Annotated in this window: 18 protein-coding genes; 10 read left to right on the forward strand and 8 right to left on the reverse strand. The window is 59.4% G+C overall.

The genetic code is table 11. From position 1 onward, the window contains the following. The first annotated feature begins 200 nt into the window (after nucleotides 1-200). The gene (locus DI396_RS12305; RefSeq protein ID WP_110796610.1) at nucleotides 201-554 is read left to right on the forward strand and encodes a DUF2794 domain-containing protein; all 354 of its coding nucleotides are present in this window, start codon (nucleotides 201-203) and stop codon (nucleotides 552-554) included. Between the two features lie 67 nt (nucleotides 555-621). On the opposite strand, the gene DI396_RS12310 is transcribed toward DI396_RS12305, so the two are convergent. The 3 genes from DI396_RS12310 to DI396_RS12320 all read right to left on the reverse strand — a co-directional run bounded on the left by DI396_RS12310 (nucleotide 622) and on the right by DI396_RS12320 (nucleotide 3,407). Beyond that, nucleotides 622-1,485, reverse strand: coding sequence for a C40 family peptidase (locus tag DI396_RS12310; RefSeq protein WP_110796521.1), 864 nt, complete (start codon nucleotides 1,483-1,485; stop codon nucleotides 622-624). Beyond that, entirely contained in the window at nucleotides 1,482-2,897 is a 1,416-nt protein-coding gene (locus tag DI396_RS12315; RefSeq protein WP_110796522.1) for a leucyl aminopeptidase family protein, read from the reverse strand. The genes DI396_RS12310 and DI396_RS12315 overlap by 4 nt, the downstream gene beginning before the upstream one ends. Nucleotides 2,898-3,041: 144 nt before the next feature. Beyond that, complete coding sequence (locus DI396_RS12320) at nucleotides 3,042-3,407, reverse strand: hypothetical protein (RefSeq protein ID WP_110796611.1); 366 nt, start codon at nucleotides 3,405-3,407, stop codon at nucleotides 3,042-3,044. 207 nt (nucleotides 3,408-3,614) lie between these two features. Here DI396_RS12320 and DI396_RS12325 point away from each other — a divergent pair, with 207 nt between their 5' ends. Continuing rightward, nucleotides 3,615-4,259: a carbonic anhydrase gene (locus DI396_RS12325; protein WP_110796523.1), complete on the forward strand. Its 645-nt coding sequence runs from the start codon at nucleotides 3,615-3,617 to the stop codon at nucleotides 4,257-4,259. Between the two features lie 63 nt (nucleotides 4,260-4,322). Here the strand turns inward: DI396_RS12325 and DI396_RS12330 are convergent, their stop codons facing one another. The 4 genes from DI396_RS12330 to DI396_RS12345 form a co-directional block, all read right to left on the reverse strand. Continuing rightward, entirely contained in the window at nucleotides 4,323-4,979 is a 657-nt protein-coding gene (locus DI396_RS12330; RefSeq protein WP_110796524.1) for a DUF6946 family protein, read from the reverse strand. A 50-nt stretch (nucleotides 4,980-5,029) separates the two neighbouring features. Next, the gene (locus tag DI396_RS12335; protein WP_162617219.1) at nucleotides 5,030-6,673 is read right to left on the reverse strand and encodes a DUF4139 domain-containing protein; all 1,644 of its coding nucleotides are present in this window, start codon (nucleotides 6,671-6,673) and stop codon (nucleotides 5,030-5,032) included. A gap of 107 nt (nucleotides 6,674-6,780) precedes the next feature. Then, nucleotides 6,781-7,803, reverse strand: coding sequence for an aspartate-semialdehyde dehydrogenase (locus DI396_RS12340; RefSeq protein WP_110796526.1), 1,023 nt, complete (start codon nucleotides 7,801-7,803; stop codon nucleotides 6,781-6,783). Between the two features lie 195 nt (nucleotides 7,804-7,998). Continuing rightward, nucleotides 7,999-8,406, reverse strand: a complete 408-nt coding sequence (locus DI396_RS12345) for an I78 family peptidase inhibitor (protein ID WP_110796527.1) — start codon at nucleotides 8,404-8,406, stop codon at nucleotides 7,999-8,001. 165 nt (nucleotides 8,407-8,571) lie between these two features. On the opposite strand from DI396_RS12345, the gene DI396_RS12350 reads away from it, so the two are divergent. The 3 genes from DI396_RS12350 to DI396_RS12360 all read left to right on the forward strand — a co-directional run bounded on the left by DI396_RS12350 (nucleotide 8,572) and on the right by DI396_RS12360 (nucleotide 11,014). Beyond that, on the forward strand, nucleotides 8,572-9,684 hold the full coding sequence (locus DI396_RS12350) for an S-(hydroxymethyl)glutathione dehydrogenase/class III alcohol dehydrogenase (RefSeq protein WP_110796528.1): 1,113 nt from the start codon (nucleotides 8,572-8,574) through the stop codon (nucleotides 9,682-9,684). A gap of 48 nt (nucleotides 9,685-9,732) precedes the next feature. Further along, entirely contained in the window at nucleotides 9,733-10,224 is a 492-nt protein-coding gene (locus tag DI396_RS12355) for a SecDF P1 head subdomain-containing protein (RefSeq protein ID WP_162617220.1), read from the forward strand. 64 nt (nucleotides 10,225-10,288) lie between these two features. Then, the gene (locus tag DI396_RS12360; RefSeq protein WP_110796612.1) at nucleotides 10,289-11,014 is read left to right on the forward strand and encodes an NYN domain-containing protein; all 726 of its coding nucleotides are present in this window, start codon (nucleotides 10,289-10,291) and stop codon (nucleotides 11,012-11,014) included. A 9-nt stretch (nucleotides 11,015-11,023) separates the two neighbouring features. Here the strand turns inward: DI396_RS12360 and DI396_RS12365 are convergent, their stop codons facing one another. Beyond that, on the reverse strand, nucleotides 11,024-11,680 hold the full coding sequence (locus DI396_RS12365) for a TetR/AcrR family transcriptional regulator (RefSeq protein ID WP_328588345.1): 657 nt from the start codon (nucleotides 11,678-11,680) through the stop codon (nucleotides 11,024-11,026). 92 nt (nucleotides 11,681-11,772) lie between these two features. Between DI396_RS12365 and mbfA the strand changes: the two genes are divergently transcribed. From mbfA to DI396_RS12390, 5 genes are read left to right on the forward strand one after another with little or no spacing between them, the layout of a single operon-like run. Beyond that, nucleotides 11,773-12,747 (forward strand): iron exporter MbfA, encoded by a 975-nt coding sequence (mbfA, locus tag DI396_RS12370; RefSeq protein WP_110796530.1) that lies wholly within the window; start codon nucleotides 11,773-11,775, stop codon nucleotides 12,745-12,747. A 50-nt stretch (nucleotides 12,748-12,797) separates the two neighbouring features. Next, nucleotides 12,798-13,730, forward strand: a complete 933-nt coding sequence (locus DI396_RS12375; protein WP_110796531.1) for an AEC family transporter — start codon at nucleotides 12,798-12,800, stop codon at nucleotides 13,728-13,730. A 21-nt stretch (nucleotides 13,731-13,751) separates the two neighbouring features. Continuing rightward, the gene (locus DI396_RS12380; RefSeq protein ID WP_110796532.1) at nucleotides 13,752-14,471 is read left to right on the forward strand and encodes a nitroreductase family protein; all 720 of its coding nucleotides are present in this window, start codon (nucleotides 13,752-13,754) and stop codon (nucleotides 14,469-14,471) included. 4 nt (nucleotides 14,472-14,475) lie between these two features. After that, nucleotides 14,476-15,306, forward strand: a complete 831-nt coding sequence (gene fghA / locus DI396_RS12385) for an S-formylglutathione hydrolase (protein WP_110796533.1) — start codon at nucleotides 14,476-14,478, stop codon at nucleotides 15,304-15,306. Further along, nucleotides 15,303-15,755 carry a YaiI/YqxD family protein gene (locus DI396_RS12390; RefSeq protein WP_110796534.1) on the forward strand — a complete coding sequence of 151 codons (453 nt, stop codon included), beginning with the start codon at nucleotides 15,303-15,305 and terminating at the stop codon, nucleotides 15,753-15,755. The genes fghA and DI396_RS12390 overlap by 4 nt, the downstream gene beginning before the upstream one ends. The last annotated feature ends 45 nt before the right edge of the window (nucleotides 15,756-15,800 follow it).

The raw sequence follows: 15,800 nt of genomic DNA on the forward strand, positions 1-15,800 counted from the left end.
TGTAAAAAGGCGCTGAAAATTGTGGCACATGGATAACAGCAGAAGTAAATTCCGCAAGTGTGCCAGTGGGAAAAAGCAACCCATTCAGACCTGTGCATATTGCCACCCGGCACGGCAAAATGCGTTGTGCGCCGGATGGTCATGCAAACAAATGCACGAAACCTCTTGATTGGCGCTCCATTCGGCGCAACTCTTGCATTATGAGCTTTGAACCCCCCATCCCATTCCCGCGCGCAGGACAGGCAAAACCCGCGCCGCAAGTGGCTTTCCATCGCACCGAACTCGGCCCCATCCTGTCGCTCTACGGGCGCATGGTCGCGGCGGGGGAATGGCGCGATTACGGCATTTCCTGTTTACGCGAGGTGGCGGTGTTTTCGGTGTTCCGGCGCACGGCAGAGCACCCGCTTTACCGGATTGAAAAACGGCCAAAACTGCGCGGGCGTCAGGGGCTTTATGCCTTGATTGGGGCGGACGGGCAGGTTTTGAAACGTGGACATGATCTGGCGGGTATATTGCAGGTGCTTGAACGCAAGTTGATCCGCGCGGTGAAATAATCTGCGGGTCCGGCGCCCGCCGTTCAATAGGGTCTTTGCAGCATCTGCCGTAAGTGGGGTTGCCGTATTATGCCCGCCGGTGCGCGATGATGGGGCCGCCATCTTGTGCCTTGATCCGCGCGATGGCCTCGGGCAGATGCTCATAGGCCACGGCCATGTGATGGGCATTGGCATGAATGATCCTCCCATCGCCCAGTGCGATCGCCACATGGCCTTTCCAAAACAACACATCATTGCGCTGTGGGGCGCTGCCTATTTGGATCGCCGCGCCAAAGCTCTCCGCTTGCATGTCGCTGTCCGCAGGGGCGGCAATGCCGCAGGCGCCAAACGCGGCCTGCACCAAACCAGAGCAATCAATGCCATAGGATGAATTTCCACCCCAAAGGTAGGGTGTCCCCAAAAGGCGTTCGGCCACTGCGGCGGGGTCGGTTTCATAATCGGCAACGGGGCGCAGATGTGTGCGGGGGACATAGCCATGGTTGGTGGCGGCGAATCTTTCGGTGCCATCATCATGCCGCAGGGCAAGGCGGGCACCATGGCTCAGAGCCGCGCGCTCGCGGGTTTTGAAATCGGGGCGATCATAGGCATGGCTGGCCCGCGCGGCGATCCAATGGGTTGCCGGGGTCACATCGCCCAACTGTGTCGCGGCCACATAGCCGACATATCCATCGCGGGCGTTTTGAACGAAGGCCCAGCCGTCCTGCTCCTCAAGGCAAAGCACCTCTTGGCCGACGAGCAACTGCCGCTCTCGCGCGCCCTCTGGCGCGATCAACAGATCGGCCAGAGGGGCGGTGATTTGGCGTGCCGTTCCAGCGGTGAAACGCACCCCTTCGATATGCCCGCGCAGCGTTTCAAGCGCGACGCGGCCATTGGCCGGCCACATCCTTGGGTCGGGCTTTTCGCAAAGCGTGTCGCCACGCGGCGTGCTCATAGGTCCAGCATGTCGGGCAGGGCGGCAAGGATTGCCCGCGCGCCCATGCCGACGCCACCCTTGGGGCGGGCAGGTTTGGCCTTAGGGTTCCAACCATAGATGTCGAAATGGGTGTAGCGCGCGGTATCTCCGGCAAAACGGCGTAGAAACAGCGCGGCGGTGATTGCGCCGCCAAACCCGCCCGACGGCGCATTGTCGAGGTCGGCAATCCCGGGTTCGAGATCGCTTTCATAAGGCGCCCAGAACGGCAAGCGCCAGACCGGATCGGCAACCGCTTGCGCGGCGGCGTCCAAGGCATTTGCAATCTGCGCATCATCGGTGAAATAGGGGGCGAGATCGGGGCCGACGGCCACCCGCGCCGCGCCGGTGAGCGTAGCCATAGAAATCATCAGATCCGGGGTCTCTTCGGCGCCATAGGTCAGGGCGTCGCCCAATACCAGCCGTCCTTCTGCATCGGTGTTGTTGATCTCGACGCTGAGACCCTTGCGCGAGGCAAGGATATCGCCGGGCCGGAAGGCATTGCCCGCCACCGCATTTTCGACGGCGGGGATGAGCACCCGCAATTGTAGCGGCATCTTTTGCGCCATGATCATTTGTGCCAGACCCAGCACCGTCGCCGCGCCGCCCATGTCCTTTTTCATCAACCCCATAGAGGCACCGGGTTTGAGGTTCAGCCCGCCGGTGTCAAAACACACCCCCTTGCCAACCAAGGTCAGCTTTGGCCCCGCCGTGCCCCAGCGCATATCGATCAGGCGGGGGGCATGTTCGGCGGCGCGGCCCACCGCGTGGATCATCGGGAAATTTTTCTCCAACAGGTCCGCGCCGGTGATCACGGTGATATCGGCATCGAACCGTGCGGCGAGCGTGACGCAGGCCGCTTCCAGATCCGCCGGCCCCATATCGCTGGCCGGTGTGTTGATAAGATCGCGGGTTAAGGCTTCGGCTTCGGCAATCGCCTCGATTCGCGCCGCGTCCAGACCTTCGGGCGCGACAAGGCTAGCGCCACGGGATTTTTGCGTGGCATAGCGGTCAAACCGATAACCGGCCAAGAGCCATCCCAGCGCCTCATGCTCTAAGGTATCTGAGCAGCCTTCGGGCAATCCGCCGGTGAGGCGATAGGTGCCTTCGGGCAAAGATTGCGCCGCAGCGGCCAGATGGAACCGCCCGCGTATCCGTGCAGAGGCATCGCCAAACCCGACCACAGCAAAGATCGGCGTGCCGTTTGCGCCGGGCACCAAAAGCGAAGCGCCGAGCGCGCCGGTGAAACCGCTGGCTTTGACCCACGCCGCTGCCGCTGTATCAAGCGTCTGGCACCATGCGTCGACGGCCGAACGTTCAATTACATACAGCGGCAAAGCCCCGGCAATATCGGAGGCATCAGTGGCAAAGCGCATAGCATTGGTGTCGGGCATGGTCGGATCCTTGCAAAGGGCGACAGCGGGCTGCCGCGGGGCTCTTTTCCGCAACAGCCTAGCCGCTCTGGCAGCGCCTGCAAGGGATCAAATCATCCGGCGCGAGGCCCGGCGCGATAGAAACCGCGACACCCTGCCTCAGGATCAGATCGACAAATCCTGTAAATTCCATATCGCAGTCAGGGATTCTTCACCGATGCGCAACAGCCGCGTTAAGGTTGCGGCCAATGCAGGACCATCGCCATCGTCGATGCAATGGGTCACATCCTTGGCCACCCGTGCCAGCATATGCATACCAATTTGGTCGGAAATGGCGACAAGGCTGCGCGCGGATTTGCGCATATCCCCCATCATTCCCTGACGATAAAGCCGCTCTGTATGCGACAGTCGCACGGCCAATTCTTCCATCGCGCGGCAGACCACATCCTCTGCGCCCGCCTGCCCGAGTTGCGCGTAAAGCTCACCCAGACGGTCAGGATCGAGCTGCACTTTTTCTTTCTGCGCAAGCATTACTACCTGTTCCAATGTCTTACCCTTCTTAATCACGCCCCCACGGCGCAGGACCAACATCGCCCGTAGAGGTTCCCAAAACATTGAAAGCGGAGCAAAATATTGCTCGATTTTTTGTTGAATACCCGACAACTGCCGCCTATTTGTTTCAACGCTGTACCTTTTGATGAGGGTGCGGCTCCCGCAGTTAACCCATGAGGACAGACCATGCCCTTCACCAAACCCCTACCCAGCTATCTTGTTCAACGCTATCACGGTTGGAAAGCCACAACATATGACGAGAATAAAAGCTGGTATCGCCGTTTGGCAGATGAAGGGCAGCGCCCGCGTGCCATGGTGATTTCATGTTGCGACAGCCGCGTGCATGTGACCGCGATTTTCGGGGCGGATCAGGGCGAATTTTTCATCCACCGCAATATCGCCAATCTGGTCCCGCCCTACGAGCCGGACGGTGACCACCACGGCACCTCCGCTGCGGTGGAATATGCGGTTACGGCTCTGAAGGTTGCGCATATCGTCGTGCTTGGCCATTCCAATTGCGGCGGCGTGCAGGGATGTATGGATATGTGCACCGGCCATGCGCCACAACTGGAAGAAAAGACCTCTTTCGTTGGTCGCTGGATGGATATTCTGCGCCCCGGCTATGAGATGGTCAAAGACATCGAAGACCCACAGGAACGCGTGCGCGCCTTGGAAAAACGCTCTGTCGTGACGTCGATGGAAAACCTGATGAGCTTCCCCTTCGTCAAAGATGCCGTTGATGCGGGCGAATTGACCCTGCATGGATTGTGGAACGACATCGGCGAGGGTGGGTTGGAGCAATTCGACGGCACCGAATTTGTCGCGATCTAAAGCGGGGCGGCCCGGTGGTTCCCACCACCGGGTTCGAGGTTTTTACTCGATAGGTTCTTAGTCCTATACAAACGCCGCCGACCCGACGGCCCATCCCAATGTCAGCGGCATTCCTGATGGCAGGATGTGCTGTAGCGGTGTGCCGCGCGCCGCCTCCAATCCCAAAAGCGCCGTGAACGCGGCAAAATCTTCAAACCAGCGATGGTCTTGCGAAAAGGATTGCACAATCATTGCCGTGCGGTCGGTTTTGAACCGCTCGGCCTCCAACACAGCTGCCGCCGTTCTATGGAAAAGTTGATATCGCAGCGTCTCGGGCGGTGGTGAGGCCACCCCCAACAGGGAACAGATGAACCCCAACCGTTCGATTTTGCCTTTGCTGGCACCCGACATCCAGTCGCCAACCGTGGGGCCAAACGGCTCGTTGACCTTTGCCTCGACCGCCATGGCGATTGTTGCATCATCGACGCGGGCCAAGGCGAAAACATCGCATTGGCTTGCGCGGCCCCCACCGGGCAAGGCGACTTTGTGCTCGGGAATGGCAAGCATAAGCTCAACCGAACCGCCCAAAAGCGCATCTATTTCCGGCGGCAGGGCATCGGCGGCTTCCCACGACAGGGCCGCCGCCATTGCTGAATACCCGCGTTTCCATTGCTTTTCAGGATCGGCGAGAAAGCGTTTCCAATCGGTTGCTCCCGTTGTCGGCACAAGAATATTCGCCATTTCACATTTCCTCGCTGCTGGCTTGGATGGCTCTGAAGCCCATGCCGATTCTACCGCAATTCCTTCCCCTCGGGCCATGTGATGACCGTTTCGAGCTCAAGCTCTTCGCGCGCGCCTGCGGGCAATTCAAACGCCCATGCCATCACGCCGCGTTTTCCGTCCACATCTTCTTCGCTCGGGTTGCGGCTCGCGCGCCATGTGATGTCGAGGTCTTCTTGCTCGCTATAGGGCACGCGGTCGATGAGCCGCATGTTCCATGTCTCCGCAGTCAGGTTCTGAACGCTCATGCGCAGGCTCTGTTCCCGGCGGTTGGATTTGCTGATCACGCCGCGATCCCCCTCGGCCTGCTCCAGCACACGGTAATCCAAACGCAATCCTTCGATCGGCCCGAAAGACAGCGTGTCCTTCGCGCCCGAGGCGATGATTTCGGTGGACCGGCGTCCGACGAATGTGCCGTCCATATAGAAAGACGCCGACAGGCTGGGCAAGATCAACTCGCCGGTGTCATTGGCGAACTGCGCCACAAGGAAGGCGGTATCGTCATAGCGCGGTGCGGCTTGGGCGATCAATGTGGCGTCAGTGACCAATCGGCCCATACCGATGCGGACGCTGTCGGCATTATTGGCAAGGCTCACGGGCGCAGGGTATTGATAGGTATAGTTAATCCCGTCAAACCCCATTTGTGCGCGTTCCTCGACCATGACCGGCGCATCCATCGCAGAGTTGGCAAATCCGGCGATCTCAGCCTGCGCCGGAGCCGCCATGGTTTTGCGCACGGGTTGCAGATCCACCGGATCATAAAGGCGCAGAAGTTGGGCATAGACCTCGTTCGGATCGGTTTGACCCGACGGGCGCACCGTCGAGAGCGTCAGGTCAACATCAACCCAATCCTCGCCGCTGCTTTGGCTAACCACCGCGAACCGGTCCCAAGCAATGCGCGGGCTGTCGCCGCGGGTCAGATGAACATCATAGACCGGCGCCCAATGCATTGCGCCGGAGGCATAGCGCAAGCTGACCTCGCCTTGCGTGGCAGCATCGGCCGTGATGGTCACCGCCAAAAACGCGCGTGGGCCGGATTCGGTGTCCAACGCGGCCAATGCCGCCTGCGCCTTGGCCAACGCCTCGCGTAAATCCTCCAACTGAGGCTCAAGCGCCCGCGCCGCCCGCTCGGCATTGATGATAGATTGGCGGGCCGTGAGGGTCTCTTCGCCAATCATCAGCGACAGCGCGCGCAAATTATCGCTGGGTTGCGGGGCATCGCCTTGGCCCAGTTTGGCCAGAAATTGCAACCGTGCCGAAGCCGCATCGCGGGCCAGCAAAATATCGGCGCGGGCATCTTCGGCGGCCATCAGATCGGCCTCGGCGGCGTCGACGGCGGCTTGGGCGGCTTTGATGGCGGTGTTTTCCACGTCATCACGCGGCGGCAGGTAATCCGTGCGCAGCCGCACCGATCCCATTTTTGCGCCCGTCACCGACAGGCGCGGGAAATCATTCAATGTTTTCTGTGGCAGGTCCGCAATCAGCAACTCATGCGTGCCGGCGGGCACATCGAAAACCGCCCTGCGTTCAAGCGATCCACCGTCGGGATAAAGCGTCGCTGCCGCCACGCGGCTGGAGATGACAAACTCGTCTGCCGTCGCCCAAGATGGTGCCGCCACCAGCGCCGCACAGATCACCCAATTCAGTTTTCTCATCACGCATGCCTCTTTAAATGTATCGGCGACAAACCTCGCATAGACGTGCCAAAACGCAAGAGGGGGCACCCTACGGCACCCCCTCTGCATACAGCTATCGGCGAAAATCAGCCCTTCTTGAGAACCCGCGTTCCCAAGGTCTCGGCGATCTGCACCGCGTTGAGCGCCGCACCCTTGCGCAGGTTGTCCGACACGCACCACAGGTTCAAACCGTTGTCGATGGTGCTGTCCTGACGGATACGGCTGATGAAGGTCGCATAATCGCCAACGCATTCCACCGGCGAGACATAACCGCCGTCTTCGCGTTTATCGATCACCATGATACCGGGCGCCTCACGCAAGATATCGCGCGCCTCATCCTCATCAAGGTGGTCTTCAAACTCGATATTGATCGCTTCGGAATGGCCGACAAACACCGGCACCCGCACACATGTCGCGGTGACTTTGATCTTCGGGTCGATGATCTTTTTGGTCTCGACGACCATCTTCCATTCTTCTTTGGTCGATCCATCTTCCATGAAGACATCGATATGCGGGATCACGTTGAACGCGATCTGCTTGGTGAACTTTTTCGCAGGCTTGTCATCGGTCGGGTTGTAGATCGATTTGGTTTGATCCCACAGCTCGTCAATGCCCTCTTTGCCCGATCCGGACACGGATTGATAAGTGCTGACCACGACGCGTTTGATCCGCGCACGGTCGTGCAAGGGCTTCAATGCCACGACCATCTGCGCGGTTGAGCAATTCGGGTTGGCGATGATGTTCTTTTTGGAATAGCCCAAAACCGCTTCGGGGTTCACTTCGGGCACCACAAGCGGCACGTCGGGATCATACCGATAAAGCGACGAGTTATCGATCACGACACAACCCGCAGCCGCCGATTTCGGCGCGTAGATTTTTGTCGCTTCCGACCCGACGGCGAACAATGCGATGTCCCATCCGGTGAAATCGAACGTGTCGAGATCCTTAGTGGTCAACGTCTTGTCGCCAAAGCTCACTTCCGTGCCCAAAGACTTGCGGCTCGCCAGAACGGCGATCTCGTCCACGGGAAACTGGCGCTCGTCCAGAATATTCAGCATTTCGCGGCCCACGTTTCCGGTGGCGCCAACGACGACAATTTTATAGCCCATCTAAGAAAACTCCTTATTTTAGAGGCAAGGGCGCACATAACGCAGCCGCGTCATAGAATAAAGGGAATTCTGCGCGGCGGTGCCGACCCCGTGATCGGGGCGGCCCGTCTGTTTTTTGCTTTGCCGAGAGGCCTCGCCGCACGGTCCGATGTGCGCGTTAGGCGCGGCCCGCGTACGTGGGGTGCGGCCCTTTGGTCACCCGCAATACACCCGGGTGATGCGGCCGCTTGCATCATACGTGATGTTTAACCGGTTGGGGCGGTAATCCTTGGTTACCGGCTGTTTCGGTCCGATCACCCGCACCAGTGGCGCAAGCCCGCCGAAATCGCGCCCGGTGGCGCTTTGCCCGATCAATCCGGCATGAGCTTGGGCGTCACAGCTTTGATTGGCGGTGGCGCGCGCGGGCGGCGGCGTATCGCCCTTTGCCGGTTGATCGGCGGCCGCTTGCTCCGTGGTCGATTGTGCATCTGTTGCGGGCTGCGTGTCCGGTTGGCAGCCGCTCAACGCCGCCGTGAGCGTCAAGGCGAGCGCGCAGAGCAACAGGCGGCTCAAGGGACGTTGGAGATAAGCGGGCCGGATGGCAGAGAACAGTGAAATGGTCATAGGCGTTTCCAGATAATGAGAGGACGTGCAGAAGCGGGGTTTCTCGCGTGCAGTGTGAAGCTAACCCGCCGTCAGGTGCAAGGAATGCCCGCGCGGCAGTTGAAGTTCGGACGTTAATCGCTCACGGTTCCGGAACGTTGAACCCGTGGTTGGAAGGAATACCAGATGCGAACAAGAGCCGCCGTTGCGATGGAAGCGGGCAAACCGCTTGAAATTATGGACGTGAATTTGGAAGGACCGCGCGCCGGTGAGGTGTTGGTGGAAATCAAGGCCACGGGCCTGTGCCACACCGACGAGTTCACCCGTTCCGGTGCCGACCCCGAAGGGATATTCCCCGCCATCTTGGGCCATGAAGGCGCAGGTATTGTGCTTGAGGTTGGTGCGGGCGTGACATCGTTGCAACCGGGCGATCATGTTATTCCGCTCTATACGCCGGAATGCCGTGAATGCGATTATTGCCTAAACCCGAAAACCAACCTGTGCCAATCGATTCGCACCACGCAAGGGCAGGGGCTTATGCCCGATGGCACCTCGCGATTCTCGATGCTCGATGGCACGCCGATCTTGCACTACATGGGGTGCTCGACTTTTGCCAATCATACGGTTTTGCCCGAAATTGCCTTGGCTAAAGTCCGCAAGGACGCGCCGTTTGACAAAATTTGCTACATCGGGTGCGGCGTGACCACCGGCATTGGCGCGGTGATCAACACCGCCAAGGTCGAAATCGGATCGACCGCGATTGTCTTTGGTTTGGGTGGCATTGGATTGAACGTGATCCAGGGGCTGCGCCTTGCCGGTGCGGATCAAATCGTCGGGGTCGACCTGAACCCTTCCAAGGTCGAGATGGGCAAACGCTTTGGTATGACAGATTTCGTCAACCCTGCGGAGGTGACCGGCGATTTGGTTGGGCATCTTGTCGAACTCACCGGCGGCGGCGCGGATTACACATTTGACGCGACCGGCAATGTCGACGTGATGCGCACGGCATTGGAAAGCGCGCATAAGGGATGGGGCGAAAGCATCATCATCGGCGTCGCCCCTGCGGGCGCGGAAATCTCAACGCGGCCGTTCCAATTGGTCACCGGACGCAGTTGGCGCGGCACGGCCTTTGGCGGCGCACGCGGGCGCACGGATGTGCCGAAAATCGTTGATTGGTATATGGAGGGAAAGATCGAGATCGACCCAATGATCACCCACACCATGCCATTGGATGACATCAACAAAGGATTTGATTTGATGCACACAGGCGAAAGCATTCGCGGTGTGGTGCTCTACTAAATGCTGCGGTGGCCCCGCCCGAACGCGGCGCGCGCTATGGTTTGCGCCATGGTTTTAGCGTCATGCGCTTTGGTGGGCGGGGCCTTCGCCCAAGACCTGATATCGCCGGCGATCGCCGGATTGCCGGATGGATCGCCGCCGCGTCGCACCGCACCGATGAGTAGTGCCGAAATCGAGGCATTGGCACGGGCGCCAGCGGTGTTGCGTTTTGCGGTCGGATTTGCGGCCCTTGACCTACCCGTTGCGGAAGTGCCCCGCGTCACATTCGACCGCGCCGGTCCTCGCGGCATGGTATATCTGTCCTTGCCCGAACACGTCGCCTCACGGTTCTATGCGTTGACGGCAGGCCACGTCGGCCAAGTGATGGAGGTGCAGTTGTGCGGCATCGTGCTCAACGCGCCGACAATAATGTCAGCAATCAGTGGTGGACGCGTGCAATTGCTCTTACATACATATGAAGAGGCGCGCATTGCTGTTGAGGTCCTATCGGGCCGCCAGCCTTGCGCCGCGCTGGGCGGGCTCCCTGCTCTGGCGCAATAGCCTCGCGATATTTGCGCTGCTGCCGGTCATGGGGCCGGGGGCGCGCCGGAAACGGAATGACTACATGAACACCAATACAACACAACTTCTCGCCGTTTTGATCGATGCGGATAACGTGCCGGCGAAATACGCCAAGGCGATTTTGAAAGAGATCACATCTTATGGAGAGCCGGGGCTGCGCCGGGTGTATGGCGATTGGTCGAGCGGCCAATTGCAAGGATGGACGGCGACCAGCCGCGAATTGGGTCTGGTCCAGCACCAGCAAACCGCAAACACCAAAGGCAAAAACGCATCCGACATCGGGCTTGTGATCGACGCGATGGATATTTTGCACGCCGGTCGGTTTGACGGTTTCGTGCTGGTCTCCTCCGATAGCGATTTCACCCGCCTCGCCAGCCGCATCCGTGAACAGGGCCTCACCGTGATCGGTATCGGAGAAGCCAAAGCCCCCGAAGCCCTGCGCAATGTTTGCAACCGTTTCGTGCAGATCGAAAATATCTATGATGAACCGGACACGGCCAACGCACCTCGGGATGCCGCACCGCAGGCCAAAGGCAAGTTATCCTATGCCTCGGCGCGGCAACTGTTTTTGGATGCGATGGACAAGCTTGACCAAGACGATGAATGGTATTCGCTTGGCCGGATTGGTCAGCAAATCCAAGCCGACAAGCCCGATTTCGACACGCGGTCCTATGGCAAACGCAAGCTGAGCGATCTGGTGACGGAGCTCAAAATCTTTGAGACGCGGCGCGGGGCCGGCAATCAGTTGGAACTGCGCCGGTTGGATTGAAGGCGCGGACTACACGCCATAGCGGGCAAAAATCACATCCACCGCTCCCGTCGCCACGCGGGCAATTTCCTCCTCTGAAAACTCGCGGCTGATCCCGAAGATCAACCGCGGCCAGATATCGGTTTTGCACAGCTCCACAAATTGATCGGAGGCCAATTGAAGGTCGTCGATCTGCATTGCGCCGCTGTCATTGGCGGCGCGAAAGGCTTCGAGCAAACGATTGCGCGCCATCATCGGCCCGCTGGTATAAAAATCGCGGCCGAATTCAGGGAAGCGTTCGCTTTCCGCGACACAGAGCCGAAACACGCCCTGTGCGAAATCGCTGATAAAAAACCGGATCATGTGCTGCGCGCCGCTTAAAAGCACGTCGCGCAGGGTCGCACCCTCTTGCAGCACGTCGAAGCAGGCTTCGGCCTGCCGTTTGCATTCGGTCTTGGCGACTTCGAGAAACAGCAATTTTTTATCAGGAAAGTAGGCATAGAGCGTTGCTTTGGACACGCCTGCGGCTTTGGCGATATCATCCACGGATGCGCCGTCAAACCCGTCGCTCATAAAGACCTGACGCGCGCCTTCAACGACTTGATCGAATTTGCGCCCTTTGCGATTCACCGCCTTATTCGGCTTCGATGGTGCGCAGGCGTCGAACTTTCGGCCAGCCATATTCATTTGTCTCTCCTCTGCCGGTTGAATTATATACGTGGCAGTCTAGGTTGAGCAAGGAGATCAGAGGCCGGCGCCGTCCGGCGACCGGAGCAAATATGAAGTTTCTTACCTCCCGCCGAAGATTTTCCGACCTTTCCGAACAAGAGGTTTTGGCGCTTGCGATTGCGTCCGAAGAAGATGACGCCAGTATCTATCGCAGTTATGCCCAGCGGTTGCGCGACGAATACCCCGGCACGGCCAAAGTTTTCGAAGGTATGGCGGCGGAAGAGGACAGCCACCGACAGATGTTGATTGATCTGCATCGCGCCCGGTTTGGCGAGGTGATTCCCTTGATCCGGCGCGAACATGTGGCGGGCTATTATGCGCGGCGTCCGGTGTGGTTGATGGAAAACCTGTCGCTTGACCGGATTCGCGAAGAAGCCGAAGGCATGGAGCGCGAAGCCGAAAGTTTCTATCGCGCCGCAGCCGAGCGCACCACGGATGCCGCCACCCGCAAATTGCTGGGTGATCTTGCCGCCGCCGAAGCGGGCCACCAGGAAGCCGCTGGCACGCTGGAGCGCGCGCATCTGGACACCGACACCAAAGCCGCCGAAGCCCGATCGGCCCACCGTCAGTTTGTGCTGACATGGGTGCAACCGGGGTTGGCGGGGTTGATGGACGGCTCTGTCTCGACCCTTGCGCCGATTTTTGCGGTGGCGTTTGCGACGCAAGACACATGGACGACCTTTCTTGTCGGGCTTGCCGCCTCGGTCGGGGCGGGCATTTCCATGGGCTTTACCGAAGCAGCCTCGGATGACGGGCAATTGTCGGGCCGCGGATCACCGATCAAACGCGGGATTGCGGCGGGGGTGATGACCACATTGGGCGGACTGGGCCATGCTTTGCCCTATCTCATTCCCGATTTTTGGACCGCGACGATCACCGCCTTTTTCGTGGTCTTCGTGGAGCTATGGGCCATCGCATGGATCCAGAACAAATATATGGAAACCCCGTTCTTGCGGGCCGCGTTCCAAGTGGTTCTGGGGGGCGCGTTGGTGTTTGCGGCGGGGGCCTTGATCGGTTCGGGCTAGGACGCCTTGCGGGTGATTGACCCGCCCCCGCATCCTGTTACCAAGGGGATATGATAGATATCTTCCTTAAAACCCTGCCGTTTTTCGCCATCATCGCTTTGGGCTTTGCCGCTGCCAAACGCGGATTCTTTTCGGAAGAGGCGACGGGATACCTCACCAGGTTTGTATTTTATTTTGCGCTTTCGGCGATGCTGTTCCGTTTTGCCGCGAACCTGAGCTTTGCCGAGGTGTTCGATTTGCAATTCGTGCTGGCCTATCTGGTGGGCAGTCTGGCCATTTACCTCGTGGCCACCGGCGTCGCCATGGCGCGCGGTGTCGGGGTCGAAAAGGCCGCCGTCGAAGCGCAATGCGCGGTGATCGGAAATGTGGGTTTTTTGGGCGTGCCGATGTTGGCGCTGCTGTTGGGCGAGGCGGCGGTTGGCCCTGTGATGATGGTTCTGGCCGTGGATTTGATTGTGTTTGGATCGCTGATTGTTTTGATCATCACCGGCGCGCGCGACGGGCGGATGTCTCCGCGCATTTTGGGGGCTTTGGGATTGGGTTTGCTTAAAAACCCGATGATCGTATCGATCACCTTGGGTCTGCTGTGGTCGGCGATGGCATGGCCGATCCCTGCGCCGTTGAACGAATTCGTCGGCATTCTGGGCGGCGCTGCCACCCCCTGTGCGCTTTTTGCGATTGGCGCATCTTTGGCCGGAAAGAACGCCGAACGCTTGACCGTGGCGGGGTGGCTTAGTTTTTGCAAACTGGCGTTGCATCCGGCGGCGGTGGCCATTACGGCGCTTTTCCTCTTCGAGGTTGACCCCTATGCCAGCGCTGTCATGATCGCGGCAGCAGCTTTGCCTGTGGCGGGCAATGTCTATATTCTGGCGGCGCATTTCGGCGTCGCGCCACAACGGGTTTCGGCCACGATTCTGATTTCAACGGTTCTGTCGGTCGTAACGGTGTCGCTGGTGATCGCATGGGTGACGGGGCTGTATTGATGCAAGAAACGAGGCAGGCAGATGTATAAATCCGGTGATGTGCGCTACAATCCGCTGCCCTTGCCGGACCGCGCCGATATGGATGATGCCGAAATGCGCGAGGCGGCGGCAGACTTTCTTGAGCTGATGAAGACCCGCCATTCGGTGCGCGAATTCTCAAACCGCCCCGTGGAGGCGGATGTCATCAAGGATGCGATTGCCACTGCCGGCACCGCTCCCTCGGGGGCCAATCACCAACCATGGCATTTCGTTGCTATTTCCGACCCCGTGATGAAATCGCGTATTCGCGCCGCTGCCGAGGCGGAGGAAGAGAAGTTTTATGCGGGCGGCGGCGGTGATGAATGGCTCAAAGCTTTGGAACCCATCGGCACCGGCGCATCCAAGCCGCATCTCGATGTCGCGCCGTGGTTGATCGTGGTGTTCGCGCAGCGTTACGGCACCACCCATGACGGGCAGCGGTATAAGAATTACTACGTTCCGGAAAGCATCGGCATCGCCACGGGAATGTTGATTACGGCGCTGCATATGGCGGGGCTGTGCAGCCTGACCCACACGCCCAATCCGATGCGGTTTTTGAATGGTCTATGCGCCAGACCCGAGAGCGAAAAGCCGGTGATGATCCTTGCTGTGGGGCATCCTGCGCAGGATGCGAGCGTGCCCGCAGTGGCCAAAATCAAAAAACCGACCGACGAGATCATGACGGTCTTTGCGGTCGCAGACGAGACAACGAACAAGGACTAAGCCAATGGAAACCCTTTCTGAAAACAAATGCTTCGGCGGCACGCAGGGCGTTTATAAACACAGCTCCGAGGCGACCAAAACCGACATGACTTTCGGGCTGTTTTTGCCTGCCGAGGCTGCCGACGGCCCCGTGCCGGTGTTGTGGTATTTGTCGGGCCTGACCTGCACCCATGAGAACGCCATGGTCAAGGCGGGCGCCCAAGGATGGGCCGCCGAGCAGGGCATCGCCTTGGTATTTCCTGACACATCGCCGCGCGGCGCGGCGGTCGCGGACGACCCCGGGTATGATTTGGGCCAAGGCGCGGGGTTCTATGTCAATGCAACCCAAGATCCATGGGCGCCGCATTTCCAGATGTGGGACTACGTGGCCGAAGAATTGCCGCGTCTGATCACTCGCAATTTTGCCGTGGATGAAGAACGCCAATCGATCACCGGCCATTCGATGGGCGGGCATGGCGCGCTGACCATGGCGATGGGATTGAAAGGCCGGTTCAAATCTGTGTCGGCCTTTGCGCCGATTGCCAACCCGACTGCGGGGGATTGGGGGCGCAAGCAACTGAACGCCTATCTCGGCCCGGACGAGGCCGCATGGGCGCGCCATGATGCAACATTGATGATGGCGCAAAACGGCCTCGATATCCCGCTTTTGGTGGATCAGGGCACGGCGGATGATTTCATTGATCTGCTGATGCCCGAGGCTCTGTTTGCCGCTGCGGCGCAGGCCCGCGTTGATGGGCACCTGCGGCTTCAAAAAGGATATGATCACAGCTATTTCTTCGTTTCTTCCTTTATGGAAGATCACATCGGGTTTCATGCCGAAGCGCTTTACGCATGAGCGCGCTTTATATTGATGCCGACGCCTGTCCGGTCAAATCCGAGGCCGAGCGGGTCGCAACGCGCCACGGGATTAAAATGTATTTGGTCGCCAACGGCGGGCTGCGCATGTCGCAAAATCCGATGGTCGAGGTGGTGATCGTGCCGGACGGGCCGGACGTCGCCGATATGTGGATCGCAGAGCGTTGCGGTGCCGGCGACGTGGTGGTCACTGGCGACATCCCCTTGGCGGCGAAATGTGTCGAGGCCGGCGCGCGGGTGCTTAAACACAATGGCGAAGCGTTGACGGCGGCCAATATCGGCAATGTTTTGGCGACCCGTGATTTGATGGCCGACCTGCGCGCGGCGGACCCGTTTCGCCAAGGCGGCGGCAAGGCGTTTTCTAAAAGCGACCGCTCGCGGTTTTTGGAAGCTTTGGAGCGCGAATTGCGGGCCGCAAAGGCAAAATGACCGGTCCGGTTTTCCCTGTGCTGCGTGCGGGGGAGCGGCGGCGGT

It is taken from the genome of Litorivita pollutaquae (assembly GCF_003205515.1).
GTDB lineage: Bacteria > Pseudomonadota > Alphaproteobacteria > Rhodobacterales > Rhodobacteraceae > Litorivita > Litorivita pollutaquae.